The sequence below is a fragment of the Streptomyces daghestanicus genome (genome assembly GCF_020521275.1).
Classification (GTDB): domain Bacteria; phylum Actinomycetota; class Actinomycetes; order Streptomycetales; family Streptomycetaceae; genus Streptomyces; species Streptomyces griseoviridis.
Genome location: NZ_BNDX01000008.1, coordinates 323,576 through 340,118, shown reverse-complemented (window position 1 = coordinate 340,118; position 16,543 = coordinate 323,576). Strand labels below are relative to the sequence as shown.

The 16,543-nt window shown below is 72.2% G+C and carries 18 protein-coding genes; 14 read left to right on the top strand and 4 right to left on the bottom strand.

Annotated features, from left to right (window positions below; genetic code table 11):
• The first annotated feature begins 171 nt into the window (after positions 1-171).
• Both Sdagh_RS11020 and Sdagh_RS11015 read left to right on the top strand, forming a co-directional pair.
• Positions 172-1,299 (top strand): ferrochelatase, encoded by a 1,128-nt coding sequence (locus Sdagh_RS11020; protein WP_190077972.1) that lies wholly within the window; start codon positions 172-174, stop codon positions 1,297-1,299.
• Positions 1,300-1,328: 29 nt separating this feature from the next.
• Positions 1,329-2,144 carry an inositol monophosphatase family protein gene (locus Sdagh_RS11015; protein WP_189421045.1) on the top strand — a complete coding sequence of 272 codons (816 nt, stop codon included), beginning with the start codon at positions 1,329-1,331 and terminating at the stop codon, positions 2,142-2,144.
• 84 nt (positions 2,145-2,228) lie between these two features.
• Here the strand turns inward: Sdagh_RS11015 and Sdagh_RS11010 are convergent, their stop codons facing one another.
• Positions 2,229-2,402 (bottom strand): hypothetical protein, encoded by a 174-nt coding sequence (locus Sdagh_RS11010; protein ID WP_189420986.1) that lies wholly within the window; start codon positions 2,400-2,402, stop codon positions 2,229-2,231.
• A 433-nt stretch (positions 2,403-2,835) separates the two neighbouring features.
• On the opposite strand from Sdagh_RS11010, the gene Sdagh_RS11005 reads away from it, so the two are divergent.
• The 4 genes from Sdagh_RS11005 (at position 2,836) to Sdagh_RS10990 (ending at position 6,365) form a co-directional block, all read left to right on the top strand.
• Complete coding sequence (locus Sdagh_RS11005) at positions 2,836-3,489, top strand: response regulator transcription factor (protein ID WP_003993508.1); 654 nt, start codon at positions 2,836-2,838, stop codon at positions 3,487-3,489.
• A 6-nt stretch (positions 3,490-3,495) separates the two neighbouring features.
• Entirely contained in the window at positions 3,496-4,725 is a 1,230-nt protein-coding gene (locus Sdagh_RS11000; protein WP_189420987.1) for a sensor histidine kinase, read from the top strand.
• Positions 4,726-5,149: 424 nt separating this feature from the next.
• Positions 5,150-5,446: a DUF4193 domain-containing protein gene (locus Sdagh_RS10995; protein ID WP_003993510.1), complete on the top strand. Its 297-nt coding sequence runs from the start codon at positions 5,150-5,152 to the stop codon at positions 5,444-5,446.
• Positions 5,447-5,459: 13 nt separating this feature from the next.
• Positions 5,460-6,365: a hypothetical protein gene (locus tag Sdagh_RS10990; protein WP_189420988.1), complete on the top strand. Its 906-nt coding sequence runs from the start codon at positions 5,460-5,462 to the stop codon at positions 6,363-6,365.
• Positions 6,366-6,451: 86 nt separating this feature from the next.
• On the opposite strand, the gene Sdagh_RS10985 is transcribed toward Sdagh_RS10990, so the two are convergent.
• On the bottom strand, positions 6,452-6,919 hold the full coding sequence (locus tag Sdagh_RS10985; protein WP_189420989.1) for a DUF3093 domain-containing protein: 468 nt from the start codon (positions 6,917-6,919) through the stop codon (positions 6,452-6,454).
• Between the two features lie 66 nt (positions 6,920-6,985).
• Here Sdagh_RS10985 and Sdagh_RS10980 point away from each other — a divergent pair, with 66 nt between their 5' ends.
• The 8 genes from Sdagh_RS10980 (at position 6,986) to Sdagh_RS10945 (ending at position 14,793) form a co-directional block, all read left to right on the top strand.
• Positions 6,986-7,570 (top strand): PaaI family thioesterase, encoded by a 585-nt coding sequence (locus Sdagh_RS10980; RefSeq protein WP_189420991.1) that lies wholly within the window; start codon positions 6,986-6,988, stop codon positions 7,568-7,570.
• Positions 7,567-8,118 (top strand): dUTP diphosphatase, encoded by a 552-nt coding sequence (gene dut, locus Sdagh_RS10975; protein ID WP_189420992.1) that lies wholly within the window; start codon positions 7,567-7,569, stop codon positions 8,116-8,118. Before Sdagh_RS10980 ends, dut begins: the two co-directional genes overlap by 4 nt.
• A 1-nt stretch (position 8,119) precedes the next feature.
• Entirely contained in the window at positions 8,120-8,875 is a 756-nt protein-coding gene (locus Sdagh_RS10970; RefSeq protein ID WP_189420993.1) for a DUF3710 domain-containing protein, read from the top strand.
• Between the two features lie 173 nt (positions 8,876-9,048).
• Entirely contained in the window at positions 9,049-10,215 is a 1,167-nt protein-coding gene (locus Sdagh_RS10965; RefSeq protein ID WP_190077973.1) for an alginate lyase family protein, read from the top strand.
• A gap of 126 nt (positions 10,216-10,341) precedes the next feature.
• The gene (locus tag Sdagh_RS10960; RefSeq protein ID WP_190077974.1) at positions 10,342-12,900 is read left to right on the top strand and encodes an ATP-binding protein; all 2,559 of its coding nucleotides are present in this window, start codon (positions 10,342-10,344) and stop codon (positions 12,898-12,900) included.
• Positions 12,897-13,580 carry a response regulator gene (locus Sdagh_RS10955; RefSeq protein ID WP_189420996.1) on the top strand — a complete coding sequence of 228 codons (684 nt, stop codon included), beginning with the start codon at positions 12,897-12,899 and terminating at the stop codon, positions 13,578-13,580. Before Sdagh_RS10960 ends, Sdagh_RS10955 begins: the two co-directional genes overlap by 4 nt.
• A gap of 61 nt (positions 13,581-13,641) precedes the next feature.
• Complete coding sequence (locus Sdagh_RS10950) at positions 13,642-14,040, top strand: OB-fold nucleic acid binding domain-containing protein (protein WP_189420998.1); 399 nt, start codon at positions 13,642-13,644, stop codon at positions 14,038-14,040.
• Positions 14,041-14,043: 3 nt separating this feature from the next.
• The gene (locus Sdagh_RS10945; protein WP_189421001.1) at positions 14,044-14,793 is read left to right on the top strand and encodes a DUF3159 domain-containing protein; all 750 of its coding nucleotides are present in this window, start codon (positions 14,044-14,046) and stop codon (positions 14,791-14,793) included.
• Positions 14,794-14,913: 120 nt separating this feature from the next.
• Here Sdagh_RS10945 and Sdagh_RS10940 read toward each other — a convergent pair whose 3' ends face one another.
• Positions 14,914-15,594, bottom strand: a complete 681-nt coding sequence (locus Sdagh_RS10940; protein WP_189421003.1) for a potassium channel family protein — start codon at positions 15,592-15,594, stop codon at positions 14,914-14,916.
• The gene (locus Sdagh_RS10935; protein ID WP_189421006.1) at positions 15,594-16,265 is read right to left on the bottom strand and encodes a potassium channel family protein; all 672 of its coding nucleotides are present in this window, start codon (positions 16,263-16,265) and stop codon (positions 15,594-15,596) included. Before Sdagh_RS10935 ends, Sdagh_RS10940 begins: the two co-directional genes overlap by 1 nt.
• Positions 16,266-16,543 lie beyond the last annotated feature (278 nt).

Genomic DNA, 16,543 nt, shown 5'->3' with positions numbered 1-16,543 from the left:
GGGTGCGAGGCGGGGCGCGGTGCGGCCGCGCCGGGTGCGCGGTAAGGCGTGTACGCCGTCGGTACAGCTTACCGGCGGTCCGTGATCCCGTGCACCCGTCCGGACCAGCCGGGAGCCCGGGGACGCACCCGCCGTGTCCCCGCTGTCGGTGGGGGGTGGCAGGATCGACCCATGCCAGACGTGCTCGATGCCACCCCCTACGACGCCCTGCTCCTGCTCTCCTTCGGCGGCCCGGAAGGCCCCGACGACGTCGTCCCGTTCCTGGAGAACGTGACGCGCGGCCGGGGCATCCCCAAGGAACGCCTGAAGGAGGTGGGGCAGCACTACTTCCTGTTCGGCGGGGTCAGCCCCATCAACGACCAGAACCGCGCCCTGCTGGACGCCCTGCGCGCGGACTTCGCCGAGCACGGCCTGGAGCTGCCCGTCTACTGGGGCAACCGCAACTGGGCGCCCTACCTGACCGACACCCTGCGCGAGATGGTCCGCGACGGGCGGCGCCGCGTCCTGGTCCTCGCCACCAGCGCCTACGCCTCCTACTCGGGCTGCCGGCAGTACCGCGAGAACCTGGCCGACGCCCTGGCCACCCTGGAGCGGGAGGGCCTGGAGCCGCCGAAGATCGACAAGCTGCGGCACTACTTCAACCACCCGGGCTTCATCGAGCCCATGGTCGACGGCCTGGTCCGGTCGATCGAGGACCTGCCCGAAGAGGTCCGCGACGGCGCCCACATCGCCTTCACCACCCACTCCATCCCGACCTCCGCCGCCGACACCTCCGGCCCCGTGGAGGACCAGGGCGACGGCGGCGCCTACGTCCGTCAGCACCTGGACGTCGCCGGGGTGATCGCCGGCGCCGTCCGCGAGCGCACCGGCGTCGACCGGCCCTGGCAGCTCGTCTACCAGTCGCGCTCGGGCGCCCCGCACATCCCGTGGCTGGAGCCCGACATCTGCGACCACCTGGAGGAGCGGCACGCGGCCGGCGTCCCGGCCGTCGTCATGGCCCCCATCGGCTTCGTCTCCGACCACATGGAGGTCCTCTACGACCTCGACACGGAGGCCACCGCCAAGGCCGCGGAGCTGGGACTGCCGGTGCGCCGCTCGGCCACCGTCGGCGCCGACCCCCGCTTCGCCGCCGCCGTCCGGGACCTGATCCTGGAGCGCGCCGCCGCCGAGAGCGGGCGGAGCGTCGCACCGTGCGCCCTGGGCGCCCTCGGCCCGAGCCACAACGTCTGCCCGGTGGGCTGCTGCCCCGCCCGCACCCCCCGTCCCGCCGCCGCGGGCGCCGACAGCCCCTACGCGTGAGGAGCCCCGTGACCAGCCCCGTCACCGACGTGACCGACCCCCTCCACGCCGAACTGCTGGAGATCGCCCGGGAGGCCGCCCGCCGCGCCGGTGAGCTGCTGCGGGACGGACGCCCCGCCGACCTCGCGGTCGCCGCGACCAAGTCCAGCCCGATCGACGTGGTCACCGAGATGGACATCGCGGCGGAGAAGCTGATCACCACCTGCATCGCCGACCGCCGCCCGGACGACGGCTTCCTCGGCGAGGAGGGCGCCGCCAGCCCGGGCACCAGCGGCGTCCGCTGGGTGATCGACCCCCTCGACGGCACGGTGAACTACCTCTACGGGCTGCCGACCTGGTCCGTCTCCATCGCCGCCGAGCAGGACGGCGAGACGGTCGTCGGCGTGGTCGCGGTGCCGATGCGCGGGGAGACCTTCCACGCGGTGCGCGGCGGCGGCGCCCACGCGACCGGTGCCTGGCCGGGCGAGCGCCGGCTGGCCTGCCGGCCCGCGCCCCCGCTGGACCAGGCCCTGGTCTCCACGGGGTTCAACTACGTCACCGCGGTCCGCACCCACCAGGCCGAGGTCGCCCGGCAGCTGATCCCCCGGCTGCGGGACGTCCGGCGCGGCGGTTCGGCCGCCATCGACCTGTGCGACCTCGCGGCCGGCCGCCTCGACGGCTACTACGAGCGGGGCCTGCACCCCTGGGACCGCGCCGCCGGCGACCTCATCGCCCGGGAGGCGGGCGCGCTGACCGGTGGACGCCCCGGTGAGCGCCCGACGGACGACCTGACGGTCGCCGCCACCCCCGGCGTCTTCGAACCCCTCCAGCGGCTCCTGGAGGAGCTGGGCGCCTGGCACGACTGAGTCCCGGCACGGCACGGCACTCACCCCCGGCGCTGGATTCGCCGGGGGTGAGTGCCGTACGCGCGGTAGGGGCTCGCGGGGTGGTCAGCCGCTGATCGCGGTGACCTCCACGCCGTGCTCGGCGGCGAGGCGGCGGAGGTCGTCCAGCTCGCCGAGTTCCACCTCGACGAGGAAGTCGTCCCCCTCGTCACGGGCCCGCGAGAGGTCGGACTCGGTCGCCTTTATGCGCTGCAGAAGTCCTGTGGTGAAAGCGTCCATGCTGCGCCCCCTCGTCCTGGGTCGTGGGTCGATGGCACGGGGGTGTGCCGTACGGAAGGGACGATCACGTCTCTGACAGGTGCCCAGCGCCGCGCGGCCGGGCGGCGACGATGCCGGACACCCACGCCCGCCCTGCGGCGAACGGTCGCTGCGCACCGCTGGACGAGCGGTACAGGCAGAGCGTGATCGCGGGGTGTAAAGCCGTCCTCCCCCCGCTCACTTCCGCGGAAACCTGAACCGTCCGAGAAAATCTCGCATTCCCGTTCGGAACCGCTTTCTCCCCCGCACCTCGGTCCCCGTACGCCGGGCGCTCTCCCGCCTTACCGCCGACTTATGGCCGAAAAGGGCAGGATGGAGGTCAACACACCCACCAGACCCCTGCCCGCGCGCGTCCGCCAGGCGCTGCCGGGCGGACACAGGAAGGACAAGCGACGTGCGCGTACTCGTCGTCGAGGACGAGCAGCTGCTCGCCGATGCGGTGGCCACCGGACTGCGCCGGGAGGCCATGGCCGTCGACGTCGTGTACGACGGGGCGGCCGCCCTGGAGCGCATCGGCGTCAACGACTACGACGTGGTCGTGCTCGACCGCGACCTCCCCCTCGTCCACGGCGACGACGTCTGCCGCAAGATCGTCGAGCTGGGCATGCCCACCCGCGTGCTCATGCTCACGGCCTCCGGCGACGTCAGCGACCGCGTCGAGGGGCTGGAGATCGGCGCCGACGACTATCTGCCCAAGCCCTTCGCGTTCAGCGAGCTGATCGCCCGCGTCCGCGCCCTGGGCCGGCGGACGAGCGTGCCGCTGCCGCCGGTGCTGGAGCGCGCCGGCATCAAGCTCGACCCCAACCGCCGGGAGGTCTTCCGGGACGGCAAGGAGGTGCAGCTCGCGCCCAAGGAGTTCGCGGTCCTGGAGGTCCTCATGCGCAGCGAGGGCGCGGTGGTCTCCGCCGAGCAGCTCCTGGAGAAGGCCTGGGACGAGAACACGGACCCGTTCACCAACGTCGTCCGGGTGACCGTCATGACCCTGCGCCGCAAGCTCGGCGAACCCCCGGTGATCGTCACCGTCCCCGGCTCCGGCTACCGGATCTGATCGCCCGTGGCAGCGTCCCCCGCACCCCCTCAGGCGCCCCCGAAGCCCACCTGGGACCCCCCGTCGGTCACGCCCTTCCCGTGGCTGCGCCCGACCATCCGGATACGGCTCACCCTGCTGTACGGCGGCATGTTCCTGATCGCCGGCATCCTGCTGCTGTCGATCATCTACCTGCTGGCGGCCCAGGCGCTCAACGTCGGCAGCGACCTCCCGTTCAAGATCACCTCGGGCAGTGTCGCCAGCGACACGTGCAATCTGCCCGCCAAGGCGTCGGCCGACGTCGTCAACTCGGCGATGAACGACTGTGTCAACGAACAGCGCCAGCACGCCCTGGACAGCCTCCTCAGCCGCTCCCTGCTGGCCCTGCTCGGCCTCGCCGTGATCGCCTTCGCCTTCGGTTACGCCATGGCCGGCCGTGTCCTCTCCCCGCTGGGCCGGATCACCCGCACCGCCCGCGCGGTGGCCGGCTCCGACCTCTCCCGGCGGATCGAGCTGGACGGCCCCGACGACGAGCTGAAGGAGCTGGCCGACACCTTCGACGACATGCTGGAGCGCCTCCAGCGGGCCTTCACCGCCCAGCAGCGCTTCGTCGGCAACGCCTCGCACGAGCTGCGCACTCCACTCGCGATCAACCGCACCCTGCTGGAGGTCCACCTGTCGGACCCCGGGGCTCCGGTGGAGCTGCAGCAGCTCGGCAAGACCCTGCTGGCCACCAACGAGCGCAGCGAGCAGCTCGTGGAGGGCCTGCTGCTGCTCGCCCGCAGCGACAACCAGATCGTGGAGCGCAAGCCCGTCGACCTCGCCGAGGTGGCCGGCCAGGCCGTCGACCAGGTGCACGCCGAGGCCGAGGCCAAGGGCGTGGAGCTGCGCGGCCGGCGCGCCCCCGCGGTCGTCCAGGGCAACGGCGTCCTGCTGGAGCGCATCGCCCTGAACCTCGTGCAGAACGCGGTGCGGTACAACGTCGCGGAGGGCGGCTGGGTCGAGGTCACCACCGAGGTGGAGCACGGCCAGGCGGTCCTGGTGGTCACCAACACCGGCCCGGTGGTGCCGGCGTACGAGATCGACAACATCTTCGAGCCGTTCCGGCGGCTGCGCACCGAGCGGACCGGCAGTGACAAGGGCGTCGGCCTCGGGCTCTCCATCGTCCGCTCCGTGGCGCGGGCGCACGGCGGCCACATCTACGCCCAGCCGCGCGAGGGGGGTGGACTCGTGATGAGGGTGACCCTGCCGGTCTGAGGCGGCCCGCGGATCTGAGATCATGGCGCCGACCGCCGCCCCGAGGGTCCGGGCTTGTTCGCTTTGAGCGAAATTTCCGGGCCACCGTTCCGGTGTTCGCGTGTGTGATCGATCACAGCGGCGCCTTTCCGGCCACCTACTCTCCGTGATCAAGAAATCCGTCGGAAAGCCGGGAAAATCCGGGTTTTCCAGGGTCTTGATCACGGGAAGTACACGGTGAGACGCCTTTGGCGTGCACTATTCGGACCGTGTACGGTCCCCTTCGCCATCCAAGCCGATCACCCAAGCGGAGGCCGGTTGGGTGTCGATTGAGTAACAGACCTTGATGTGAGGCAAAATCTCCGCCTCGGGTCGGGCACAAGTCCGGCCTCTCACGCGTTACGTGCGCTGGAGACACCGCAGACACCCAGAGGGGGAGAGCGACATGGCAACCGATTACGACACTCCACGCAAGACCGACGACGACGTCGACTCGGACAGCCTCGAAGAGCTGAAGGCTCGCCGGAACGACAAGTCGGCTTCCGCCGTGGACGTCGACGAATTCGAGGCCGCGGAAGGCCTCGAGCTTCCCGGAGCCGACCTCTCGAACGAGGAGCTGGCAGTCCGAGTACTGCCCAAGCAGCAGGACGAGTTCACTTGCATGAGCTGCTTCCTGGTGCACCACCGCAGCCAGCTGGCCCGGGAGAAGAACGGCCAGCCGATCTGCCGCGACTGCGACTGAGGCGGGGTCGGCCGTGACTGGCTCGACCCCTCCCTGGAAGCGCCGCTTCTCCAAGCGGGGAGCGGACCAAGGGCCGTCCGACGGCCCCTACCGCGCGCGTGACGACGAGCGGGGCCCGACCCTCCCGGGGACGGCCTCGCTCGAACCGGCTGCCGACCGGGCCGACCACCCGGTGCCGGAGCCGGCCCCCGCGCCCGCTGCCCGACGCCGGGCGGCGGTGCTGCGGGACAGAGCGACCGAAGGCGTCCGCAAGGGCGGCGACCGCGCCAGGTCCGCCCTGGCGCACCTCGCCGACCACGTCATCGACATCGCCCCGCGGGTCCCCGTCCGGGACCTGGCTGCGCTCCGGCGGCAGTTCCCCGGCCTCGGGCCCGAGGAGCTGGCCGACCGGCTGGTGGCCGGTGCCACCCGGGCCACGGCGACCGTGGGCGCCGGGGTCGGCGCCGCGGCGATGCTGCCGGTGCCGCCCGCCATGCCCACCGAGCTGGCCGCCGAGGTGACCGGCGTCGCCGCGATCGAGCTGAAGCTGATCGCCGAACTCCACGAGGTCTACGGCGTACGCCCGCCCGGCGGCCTCGGCCGGCGCAGCACCGCGTATCTCAACTCCTGGTCGGACGAGCGCGGCATCGACGTGACCGAGCCGTCGACCTTCGGCACCGCCCTCAACGGCCACATGAAGCGCCAGCTGCGCCAGCAGATCATGAAGCGGATGGTGCGCAATCTGCCCAACCTGATGCCGTTCATGGTGGGAGCCGCCGTCGGCGCGGTCATGAACCGCCGCGACACCCGCAAGCTCGCCGAGCGCATCCGGGCCGATCTGCGCAGGATCCAGGTCCCCTGGGAGGCGCTGCCCGAGCTGCCCGCCCTGGAGGCCCCGGAGGACGCGCTGGAGCTGGAGACGGGCGAGGACGGGCGCTGACGGCCCCCTCACCGGCCCGCCGCCGGACCCGGGGCTCGGCCCGCGGCGGCGGCGCGGCGGTCGCCGGTCCGGCGGCCCCGCCCCGGTTACGCCGCCGCGGACCGCTTCGCCGTCTCGATCGCCTCGGCGAGGCGCTCCGGCTCCCGGGTCGACAGGTACAGGTACGGCGTCGGGTCCTCGGGGTCGGTGACCTCCACCCGCAGCGCCGTCGGGATGTAGGCGCGCAGCAGCAGGAAGGCGCGGGTGTCGGCCTTGTACGTCCGCCAGGCGCGGGCCTCCTCCGCGTCCATCACGACCGCCTCGCCCAGCGCCGCCACCGGCACCTTCGCCTCGCCCGCGATCAGCGAGTCGCCCACGACCCGGATGCGGACCGCACCGTACGAGCTGGTCACGACCGCCGCCGCGGCGGTGCCGCAGGCCAGGCCGCCGAGGATCGGGAGCGTGCCGAAGGGCACCAGGACGATGGCGATCGCGAGCCCCACCAGGAAGCAGAGCAGCCACGACGAGCGGGGCGCGGTGAGGCGTTCTTCGTAAGGGGCGGCGGAGAGCTGCATGGAGCCAAGCTTGGCACGGGATCGCGGCGGGTCCGCAGCCAGGGCGGAGCGGTAAGGTCTCCGCCTGTGAGTGGTACTTCCCCGGCCCTTCAGCCCCCCGCCGACGCCGTGAAACCCGTACGGCACCCCGATGCCCCCGCGCCCGGCGAACCGCTCGGCGCGCACTACGGGCAGTGCTTCGGCTGCGGCGGCGACCAGCCCCACGGACTGCACCTGGTGGCACGGGCCGGCGACGGTGTGACGGTCACCGCCGAGTTCACCGTGCAGCCCGCCCACCAGGGCGCCCCCGGACTCGCCCACGGCGGGGTCCTGGCCAGCGCGCTGGACGAGACGCTCGGCTCGCTCGGCTGGCTGCTGCGCACCATCGCGGTGACCGGCCGGCTGGAGACCGACTTCCTGCTGCCCGTGCCGGTCGGCACCACCCTGTACCTGGAGGCCGAGGTCACGGCGGTGGCCGGCCGCAAGATCTACTCCACCGCCACGGGCCGGGTCGGCGGACCCGACGGACCCGTCGCCGTCCGCGCGGACGCCCTCTTCGTCGAGGTCAAGGTCGAACACTTCACCGACCACGGCCGCCCCGAGGAGATCCGGGCCGCGCTGGACGACCCGGACCAGGTGCGCCGGGCGCGCGCCTTCGAGGTGAACCCGTGAGCCGCGCCCCGCTGGAGGTCCTGCTCCGGCGCGTGGACCCGGACGTACCGCTTCCGGCGTACGCGCATCCCGGGGACGCGGGCGCCGATCTGCGGACGACCGTGGCCCGCGAACTGGCCCCCGGTGAGCGGGCCGTCCTGCCCACCGGGGTGTCTGTGGCGCTCCCCGAGGGGTACGCGGCCTTCGTGCACCCCCGTTCCGGCCTCGCGGCCCGCTGCGGTGTCGCCCTCGTGAATGCCCCGGGGACGATTGATGCCGGGTACCGTGGGGAGATCAAGGTGATCGTGGTGAATCTCGACCCGCGCGAGGCCGTGCGGTTCGAGCGCTTCGACCGGATTGCCCAACTGGTCGTCCAGCAGGTCGAGAGGGTCCGCTTCCGCCAGGTCGCGGAGCTTCCCGATACGGCACGGGCCGAGGGGGGCTTCGGGTCCACCGGCGGGCACGCCGGCGCGGGCCTGGCAAGCGGCACAAGCGGTCAGGTCGCCGAGGGCGGCCCGACGGGTGGGAATCGATACGCTTCGGTCGTATCCGACCGGGAAGGACAGTGACGTGTTCGGACGTCGCAAGAAGAAGGGTGCCGCCGGGGACGCGGCCGGCGAGGCCGAGCAGGTCGTCGACAGCGTCGACACCGAGGCGGACGAGGCGCGCGAGCGCGTACGGCTGGAGCCGGAGCCGCGGCCCGACGGACCCTGGGACAGCACCGAGGTCCGCGACCCGGCCGAGGGCCGGGTGGACCTGGGCGGCCTGTTCGTGCCCGGGGTCGACGGCATGGAACTGCGGGTCGAGGTCGCGGGCGACGCGATCGTCGCCGCCACCGTCGTGCTGCGCGACAGCGCCATCCAGCTCCAGGCCTTCGCCGCCCCCAAGCGCGAGGGCATCTGGGGCGAGGTCCGTGAGGAGATCGCCTCCGGCATCACCCAGCAGGGCGGCATCATCGACGAGGTCGAGGGCCCGCTCGGCTGGGAGCTGCGGGCCCAGGTGCCGGTGCAGCTGCCGGACGGGACCAGCGGCTTCCAGGTCGTGCGGTTCGTCGGCGTGGACGGGCCCCGCTGGTTCCTGCGCGGGGTGATCTCCGGCCAGGGCGCGGTGCAGCCGCAGGCCGCCGGTCTGCTGGAGCAGATCTTCCGGGACACGGTCGTGGTCCGCGGCGAGGGTCCGATGGCCCCGCGCGACCCCATCGTCCTGAAGCTGCCGAACGACGCGCAGATGGTCCCCGAGGGCGTCCAGCAGGAAGAGGGCGGCTCCCGTTTCGCCGGCGGCATGGGCCAGCTCCAGCGCGGCCCGGAGATCACCGAGGTGCGCTGAGCAGGACAGGACACCAGGGCCGTATCCCTCAGGGGATGCGGCCCTTTTCGTCGTGGCCCCGCTTCTCGCGCGTGAACCCTTGACGCCGTAATGGTCCGTACCTACGGTCTCGGCTCAGCGCGTTCGTTCACGCAGACGCTTTTCGTTCACATACGAGAACGGAGTCTCCGCTCATGCGCAGAACCGCACTCCTCACGGCCGCCGCCGCCCTCCTCGCCGGCACCCTCGCCTGGCCCGCCGACGCCGCGCCCACCGCCTTCGCCCACCCCGGAGTCACCGTCTCCCGGGCCCAGCTCGACTTCACCCGCGCCAAGACCGACGCCGGCGCCCAGCCCTGGAAGGGCGCCCTCGACCAGATGCTGGCGAGCAGGTACGCGGACCTCAACCGCACCCCCAAGCCCCGCGCGGTCGTCGAGTGCGGCTCGTACTCGAACCCGAACAACGGCTGCACCGACGAGCGCGAGGACGCGATCGCCGCCTACACCGACGCCCTCGCCTGGTACCTCACCCGCGACGAGCGGTACGCGAAGAAGGCGATCCAGCTCATGGACGCCTGGTCGGCGGTGATCACCGACCACACCAACAGCAACGCGCCGCTGCAGACCGGCTGGGCCGGCTCCTCCTGGCCGAAGGCCGCCGAGATCATCAAGTACACGTACACCGGCACCTGGGCCAACTCCGGCCGCTTCGCGGCCATGCTGCGCGACGTCTACCTCCCCGAGGTGATCAACGGCTCGAACTCCAACGGCAACTGGGAGCTGTCCATGATGGAGGCCGCCGTCGGCATCTCCGTCTTCCTGGAGGACAGGGCGTCGTACGACAAGGCCATGGCGAAGTTCCGCACCCGCACCGCCGCCTACGTCTACCTCGCCTCCGACGGCGACCTGCCGAAGACCGTGCCGAGCCAGAACCTGAACACCCGCGACAAGATCGTCACCTACTGGCAGGGCCAGACCACCTTCGTCACCGGTCTCACCCAGGAGACCTGCCGCGACCTCACCCACACCGGCTACGGCATCTCCGCGATCTCGCACGTCGCCGAGACCAGCCGCATCCAGGGCACCGACCTGTACGGCACCGACGTGGGCGAACGGCTGCGGCAGGCCCTCGGCTTCCAGTCCACGTACGAGCTGGGCGCGGCCGTGCCGGGCTGGCTCTGCGGCGGCTCCCTCCACCTCGGGCTCGGACCGGTCACCGAGGTCGGGTACAACGCGCTGCACAACCGGCGCGGCGTCGCCATGACCAACACCCAGGCGCTCACCGAGCGCAGCCGCCCGGCCGGCACCAACAACCTCTTCACGGCCTGGGAGACCCTCACCCACGGCGACAATCCGAACTGAGCCCGCCCCGCGCGTCAGGGTTGTGTCAAGGACGCCCCGGACCAGGGCTCCGCGTCCCGTGTGCCGTGCCTTCCGGCCGTAAGGTCGACGCAGTGCGGTCGGCGTGCACCGGAAGACGATGAGGACATGGGACGCGGGAAGCTTCGGATCTATCTCGGCGCGGCGCCGGGCGTCGGCAAGACCTACGCCATGCTGTCCGAGGCGCACCGGCGGGTGGAGCGCGGCACCGACTGCGCCGTCGCCTTCGTCGAGCACCACGGCCGGCCCCGCACCGAGGTGATGCTGCGCGGCCTGGAGCAGGTGCCCCGCCGGGAGCTGGAGTACCGCGGCACGGTCTTCGAGGAGATGGACCTGGACGCGGTCCTCGCCCGCCGCCCCCGGGTGGCCCTGGTGGACGAGCTGGCCCACACCAACGTGCCCGGCTCGCGCAACGCCAAGCGCTGGCAGGACGTCGAGGAACTCCTCGCCGCCGGCATCGACGTGATCTCCACCGTCAACATCCAGCACCTGGAGTCACTCGGCGACGTCGTCGAGTCGATCACCGGGGTGCGCCAGCAGGAGACCGTGCCGGACGAGGTGGTGCGCCGCGCCGACCAGATCGAGCTGGTCGACATGTCGCCCGAGGCACTGCGCCGCCGCATGGCACACGGCAACATCTACCTCCCCGACAAGGTCGACGCGGCCCTGTCCAACTACTTCCGTCCCGGCAACCTCACCGCCCTGCGCGAGCTGGCCCTGCTGTGGGTGGCGGACCGGGTGGACGCCTACCTCCAGCAGTACCGCAGTGAGCACCGGGTGTCGAAGATCTGGGGCTCGCGGGAGCGGATCGTGGTCGGCCTGACCGGCGGACCCGAGGGGCGGACGCTGATACGACGGGCCGCGCGCCTGGCCGAGAAGGGCGCCGGCGGTGAGGTGCTCGCCGTCTACATAGCCCGCAGCGACGGCCTGACCTCCGCCTCCCCGAAGGAACTGGCGGTGCAGCGCACCCTGGTCGAGGACCTCGGCGGCACCTTCCACCACGTCGTCGGCGACGACATACCGGCCGCCCTGCTGGACTTCGCGCGCGGTGTCAACGCCACCCAGATCGTGCTGGGCTCCTCCCGCCGCAAGACCTGGCAGTACGTCCTCGGCCCCGGCGTCGGCACCACCGTCGCCCGCGAGTCCGGCCCCGACCTGGACGTGCACATCGTCACCCACGAGGAGGTCGCCAAGGGCCGCGGACTGCCGGTGGCCCGGGGCGCGCGGCTCGGCCGGTCCCGGATCGTCTGGGGCTGGCTCGCGGGCATCGGCGGCCCGCTGCTGCTGACGCCGGTCCTGGAGAGCGTCCACCTCGGCCTCGCCAACGACGTGCTGCTCTACCTGGCGCTCACCGTCGCCGCCGCGCTGCTCGGCGGGCTCTACCCGGCGCTCGCCTCGGCCGCGGTCGGCTCGCTGCTGCTGAACTGGTTCTTCACCCCGCCGGTCAGCCGGATCACCATCTCCGACCCCAAGAACATCATCGCGCTGGCCATATTCGTCGGCGTCGCGGTCTCCGTGGCCTCCGTCGTCGACGTCGCCGCCCGCCGCACCCACCAGGCGGCCCGGCTGCGCGCCGAGTCGGAGATACTCTCCTTCCTCGCCGGTGACGTACTGCGCGGCGAGACCAGCCTGGAGGCCCTGCTGGAACGGGTCCGGGAGACCTTCGGCATGGAGTCGGCCGCGCTGCTGGAACGCGAGAACGACGTGGCGCCCTGGACCTGCGCGGGCCGGGCCGGCCAGGGACCGCCCGTCGAACGCCCCGAGGAAGCGGACGTGGACATGCCGGTCGGCGACCACATGGCGCTGGCGCTCACCGGCCGGGTGCTGCCCGCCGAGGACCGCCGGGTGCTCGCCGCCTTCGCCGCCCAGGCCGCCGTCGTACTGGACCGGCGGCGGCTGCGCGAGGAGGCCGACCAGGCCCGCACGCTGGCCGAGGGCAACCGCATCCGCACCGCCCTGCTCGCCGCCGTCAGCCACGACCTGCGCACCCCGCTCGCCGGGATCAAGGCGGCCGTCTCCAGCCTCCGCTCCGACGACGTGGCCTGGTCCGAGGAGGACCAGGCCGAACTGCTGGAGGGCATCGAGGAGGGCGCGGACCGCCTCGACCATCTGGTCGGCAACCTGCTCGACATGTCCCGCCTGCAGACCGGCACGGTCACTCCGCTGATCCGGGAGATCGACGTCGACGAGGTGGTGCCCATGGCGCTGGTCGGGGTCGCCGACGCGGAGATCGAGCTGGACATCCCCGAGACGCTGCCCATGGTCGCCGTCGACCCCGGCCTGCTGGAGCGGTCGGTGGCCAACCTGGTGGAGAACGCCGTCAAGTACAGCCCGCCCGGCGGCTCCGTCCTGGTCGCCGCCAGCGCCCTCGGGGACCGGGTCGAGGTACGGATCGTCGACCGGGGGCCCGGTGTCCCGGACGAGGCCAAGGAGCGCATCTTCGAACCCTTCCAGCGGTACGGGGACGCCCCGCGCGGCGCCGGGGTCGGGCTCGGCCTGGCCGTGGCCCGGGGCTTCGCCGAGGCCATGGGCGGCACCCTGAACGCCGAGGACACCCCCGGCGGCGGCCTCACCATGGTCCTCACCGTCCGCGCGGCGGGACCGGCCACCCGACCCCGCGGTGCCCTCACCGCGGAAAGCCCCGCAGAAAGGCAGGCTGCCCGATGACCCGGGTGCTCGTGATCGACGACGAGCCGCAGATCGTGCGGGCCCTCGTGATCAATCTCAAGGCGCGCCACTACGAGGTCGACGCCGCGCACGACGGGGCCACCGCCCTGGAACTGGCCGCCGGCCGCCACCCCGACGTGATCGTCCTCGACCTGGGCCTGCCCGACATGGACGGCGTCGACGTGATCAAGGGGCTGCGCGGCTGGACCCGGGTGCCGATCCTGGTGCTGTCCGCCCGGCACTCCTCCGACGAGAAGGTCGAGGCGCTGGACGCGGGCGCCGACGACTACGTCACCAAGCCCTTCGGCATGGACGAGCTGCTGGCCCGGCTGCGCGCCGCCGTCCGCCGCGCCGAACCGGTCCCCGGCGGCACCGACGACGTGATCGTCGAGACCCCCGGCTTCACCGTCGACCTCGCCGCGAAGAAGGTCGTCCGGGGCGGGAAGGACGTACGGCTGACCCCCACCGAGTGGCATCTGCTGGAGGTGCTGGTCCGTAACACCGGCCGTCTGGTCAGCCAGAAGCAGCTGCTCCAGGAGGTGTGGGGGCCGTCGTACGGGACGGAGACGAACTACCTGCGGGTGTACATGGCGCAGCTGCGGCGCAAACTGGAGGCGGACCCCGCGCACCCGCGGCACTTCATCACCGAGCCCGGCATGGGCTACCGCTTCGAGAGGTGAGCGTCCCGGCCCCGCCGGACGGGTTTGCATGGCTGTCGGCGTGTCCCGGTACGCTTCAGATATGAGTGCTGTTCCGCGTTCCGACAAGCCGGCGGGCCGGTTCCGGCGCATGTTCGACCGGCTCTCCTCCTCGCAGGAGGACCTGGAGTCGGAAGAGCTGCGGGAGGACACCAAGACCACCGGCTGCACCCGCATCGGCGACTGCCGGGACCGGCAGATCGTCACGGTCACTGGTACCTTGCGCACGGTCACGCTGCGGCCGCGGGCCGGCGTCCCGGCCCTGGAGGCCGAGCTGTTCGACGGCTCCGCGGCACTCGACGTGGTGTGGCTGGGCAGGCGTTCCATCACGGGCATAGAGCCGGGGCGCAAGCTCATCGCATCGGGCCGGATCTCGCTGAGCCGGGGCCGCCGGGTGCTGTTCAACCCCAAATACGAACTGCGACCCCTCGGACGGGAGTAGCCGGTGACGTCCCTCGACAAGCCGACCGATGACAGGGAAGGCACGGCAGCGGACGACGCGCGGGCGGTGACGGAGGCCGCCCTCTTCGAGGCCTTCGGCGGCGTGCGGGGCATGATCGAGACGGTCCTGCCGGGCCTGCTCTTCGTCACGATCTACACGATCAACAAGGACCTGCACCTCTCCGCGATCGCGGCGCTGGCCGTGTCGCTGGTGCTGGTCGTCGTCCGCCTGGTGATGAAGGACACCGTCAAGCACGCCTTCAGCGGCGTCTTCGGCGTCGCCTTCGGTGTCGTCTTCGCGATGATGACGGGCAACGCCAAGGACTTCTACCTCCCCGGCATGCTCTACACCTGCGGGCTCGGGCTGGCGTACATCATCACGACGCTGGCCGGGGTGCCGCTGATCGGTCTGATCCTCGGCCCGGTCTTCAAGGAGAACCTCTCCTGGCGCACCCGCAACCCCGGCCGCAAGAAGGCGTACGCCAAGGCCAGTTACGCGTGGGGCGTCATCCTGCTCGCCAAGTGCGCGATCCTCTTCCCGCTGTACTGGTGGGCGGACACCACCCAGCTCGGCTGGGTGCTGGTCGCCCTGAAGATCCCGCCCTTCCTGCTCGCCGTCTGGTTGACCTGGGTCTTCCTGGCGAAGGCGCCCGCGCCGATCGATGTGTTCGCGGAGATGGAGGCGGCGGAGAAGGCGGAGAATGCGGCGGCCGGTGACTCCGAGGCCGTGAACGGGCGGCATCGCAAGGGGTGACGGGGCCGGTGGTCGCGGCCCGGGTGCGGGCCGGCAGGGGCTGGTCGTGCCGTTCCCCGCGCCCCTGAGACCGAAGGGGGCGCCCGGAGATCACCGGGCGCCCCCTTTCTCCGTGGCCCGTCAGCCGGCCGTGCTGCCACCGCGGCGGGCCGACAGCAGGTCCTCCAGCTGTCCCTCCCGGTCCTGCGCCGCGACGAACAGCAGCTCGTCGCCCGCCTCCAGGGAGTCCTCCTGCGAGGGGGCGAGCACGCGGGTGCCGCGGATGATGGTGACCAGGGACGTGTCCTCGGGCCACTGCACATCACCGACCCGCGTGCCGTCCAGGGCCGACTCCTCCGGCAGCGTCAGCTCCACGAGGTTGGCGTCGCCGTGGCTGAAGCGCAGCAGCCGGACCAGATCGCCGACGCTCACCGCCTCCTCCACCAGGGCCGACATCAGACGCGGGGTGGAGACGGCGACGTCCACGCCCCACGCCTCGTTGAACAGCCACTCGTTCTTGGGGTTGTTCACCCGGGCGACGACCCGCGGGACGCCGTACTCGGTCTTGGCCAGCAGCGAGACGACCAGGTTGACCTTGTCGTCGCCGGTCGCGGCGATGACGACGTTGCAGCGCTGGAGCGCCGCCTCGTCCAGGGACGTGATCTCGCAGGCGTCGGCGAGCAGCCACTCCGCCATCGGGACGCGCTCGACCGAGATGGCGGTCGGCGCCTTGTCGATGAGCAGGACCTCGTGCCCGTTCTCCAGCAGCTCGCCCGCGATCGAACGGCCGACCGCACCGGCTCCGGCAATGGCGACCCTCATCAGTGACCGCCCTCCTCTTCGGGACCCTTGGCGAACGCCGCCTCGACCTTGTCGACCTCGTCGGTGCGCATCATCACGTGCACCAGGTCGCCCTCCTGCAGCACCGTCTGGGAGCTGGGCAGGATCGCCTCCCCGAGCCGGGTGAGGAACGCCACGCGCACCCCGGTCTCGTCCTGGAGCCGGCTGACCTTGTGGCCGACCCAGGAGGCGGCCGTATGCACCTCGGCGAGCTGGACACCGCCGGTGGGGTCGCGCCACAGCGGTTCGGCGCCCGAGGGCAGCAGACGGCGCAGCATCTGGTCGGCCGTCCAGCGGACGGTCGCCACGGTGGGGATGCCCAGGCGCTGGTAGACCTCGGCGCGACGGGGGTCGTAGATCCGTGCGGCGACGTGCTCGACGTCGAACATCTCGCGGGCCACCCGGGCGGCGATGATGTTCGAGTTGTCCCCGCTGGAGACGGCGGCGAAGGCCCCGGCCTCCTCGATGCCCGCCTCGCGCAGGGTGTCCTGGTCGAAGCCGACGCCGGTGACCCGGCGGCCGCCGAAGGAGGAGCCCAGCCGGCGGAAGGCGGTGGGGTCCTGGTCGATCACGGCGACCGTGTGCCCCTGCTGTTCCAGGGCGTGGGCGAGCGCGGAACCCACCCGCCCGCAGCCCATGATGACAATATGCATCGCGTCACACCGTGCTTCCTGCAGGCCCTCTGAGCTTTGTGGATGTCGTGCGCATGTCTCTCTTTCGGCTCACCTGGCGGCTCTCTCGCGGCCAGTGCGCGGGCCGCGGGGGACCATCATGCCGGTGACCACCGGCCCTGACCCCGCCAGGGGGCCGGGACGCCGGGTTCCCCCGTGCGGGGCCGGCGTACCCACGGGGAGGGGGTTCAGCTCCCGGCCGAGGAGCGGCGGCGGCCGATGCTGCGGACGCTGGCAAGAGTGAGGATTCCGAGGCCGAC

Excerpts from the sequence above, each read along its gene's own strand:
- Sdagh_RS10935 (WP_189421006.1), bottom strand. The coding sequence starts at position 16,265 with ATGCATATTGTCATCATGGGCTGCGGGCGGGTGGGTTCCGCGCTCGCC.
- Sdagh_RS10985 (WP_189420989.1), bottom strand. The coding sequence starts at position 6,919 with ATGCAGCTCTCCGCCGCCCCTTACGAAGAACGCCTCACCGCGCCCCGC.
- Sdagh_RS10950 (WP_189420998.1), top strand. The coding sequence starts at position 13,642 with ATGAGTGCTGTTCCGCGTTCCGACAAGCCGGCGGGCCGGTTCCGGCGC.
- Sdagh_RS11020 (WP_190077972.1), top strand. The coding sequence starts at position 172 with ATGCCAGACGTGCTCGATGCCACCCCCTACGACGCCCTGCTCCTGCTC.
- Sdagh_RS10960 (WP_190077974.1), top strand. The coding sequence starts at position 10,342 with ATGGGACGCGGGAAGCTTCGGATCTATCTCGGCGCGGCGCCGGGCGTC.
- Sdagh_RS10995 (WP_003993510.1), top strand. The coding sequence starts at position 5,150 with ATGGCAACCGATTACGACACTCCACGCAAGACCGACGACGACGTCGAC.
- Sdagh_RS11010 (WP_189420986.1), bottom strand. The coding sequence starts at position 2,402 with ATGGACGCTTTCACCACAGGACTTCTGCAGCGCATAAAGGCGACCGAG.
- Sdagh_RS10955 (WP_189420996.1), top strand. The coding sequence starts at position 12,897 with ATGACCCGGGTGCTCGTGATCGACGACGAGCCGCAGATCGTGCGGGCC.
- Sdagh_RS10940 (WP_189421003.1), bottom strand. The coding sequence starts at position 15,594 with ATGAGGGTCGCCATTGCCGGAGCCGGTGCGGTCGGCCGTTCGATCGCG.
- Sdagh_RS10965 (WP_190077973.1), top strand. The coding sequence starts at position 9,049 with ATGCGCAGAACCGCACTCCTCACGGCCGCCGCCGCCCTCCTCGCCGGC.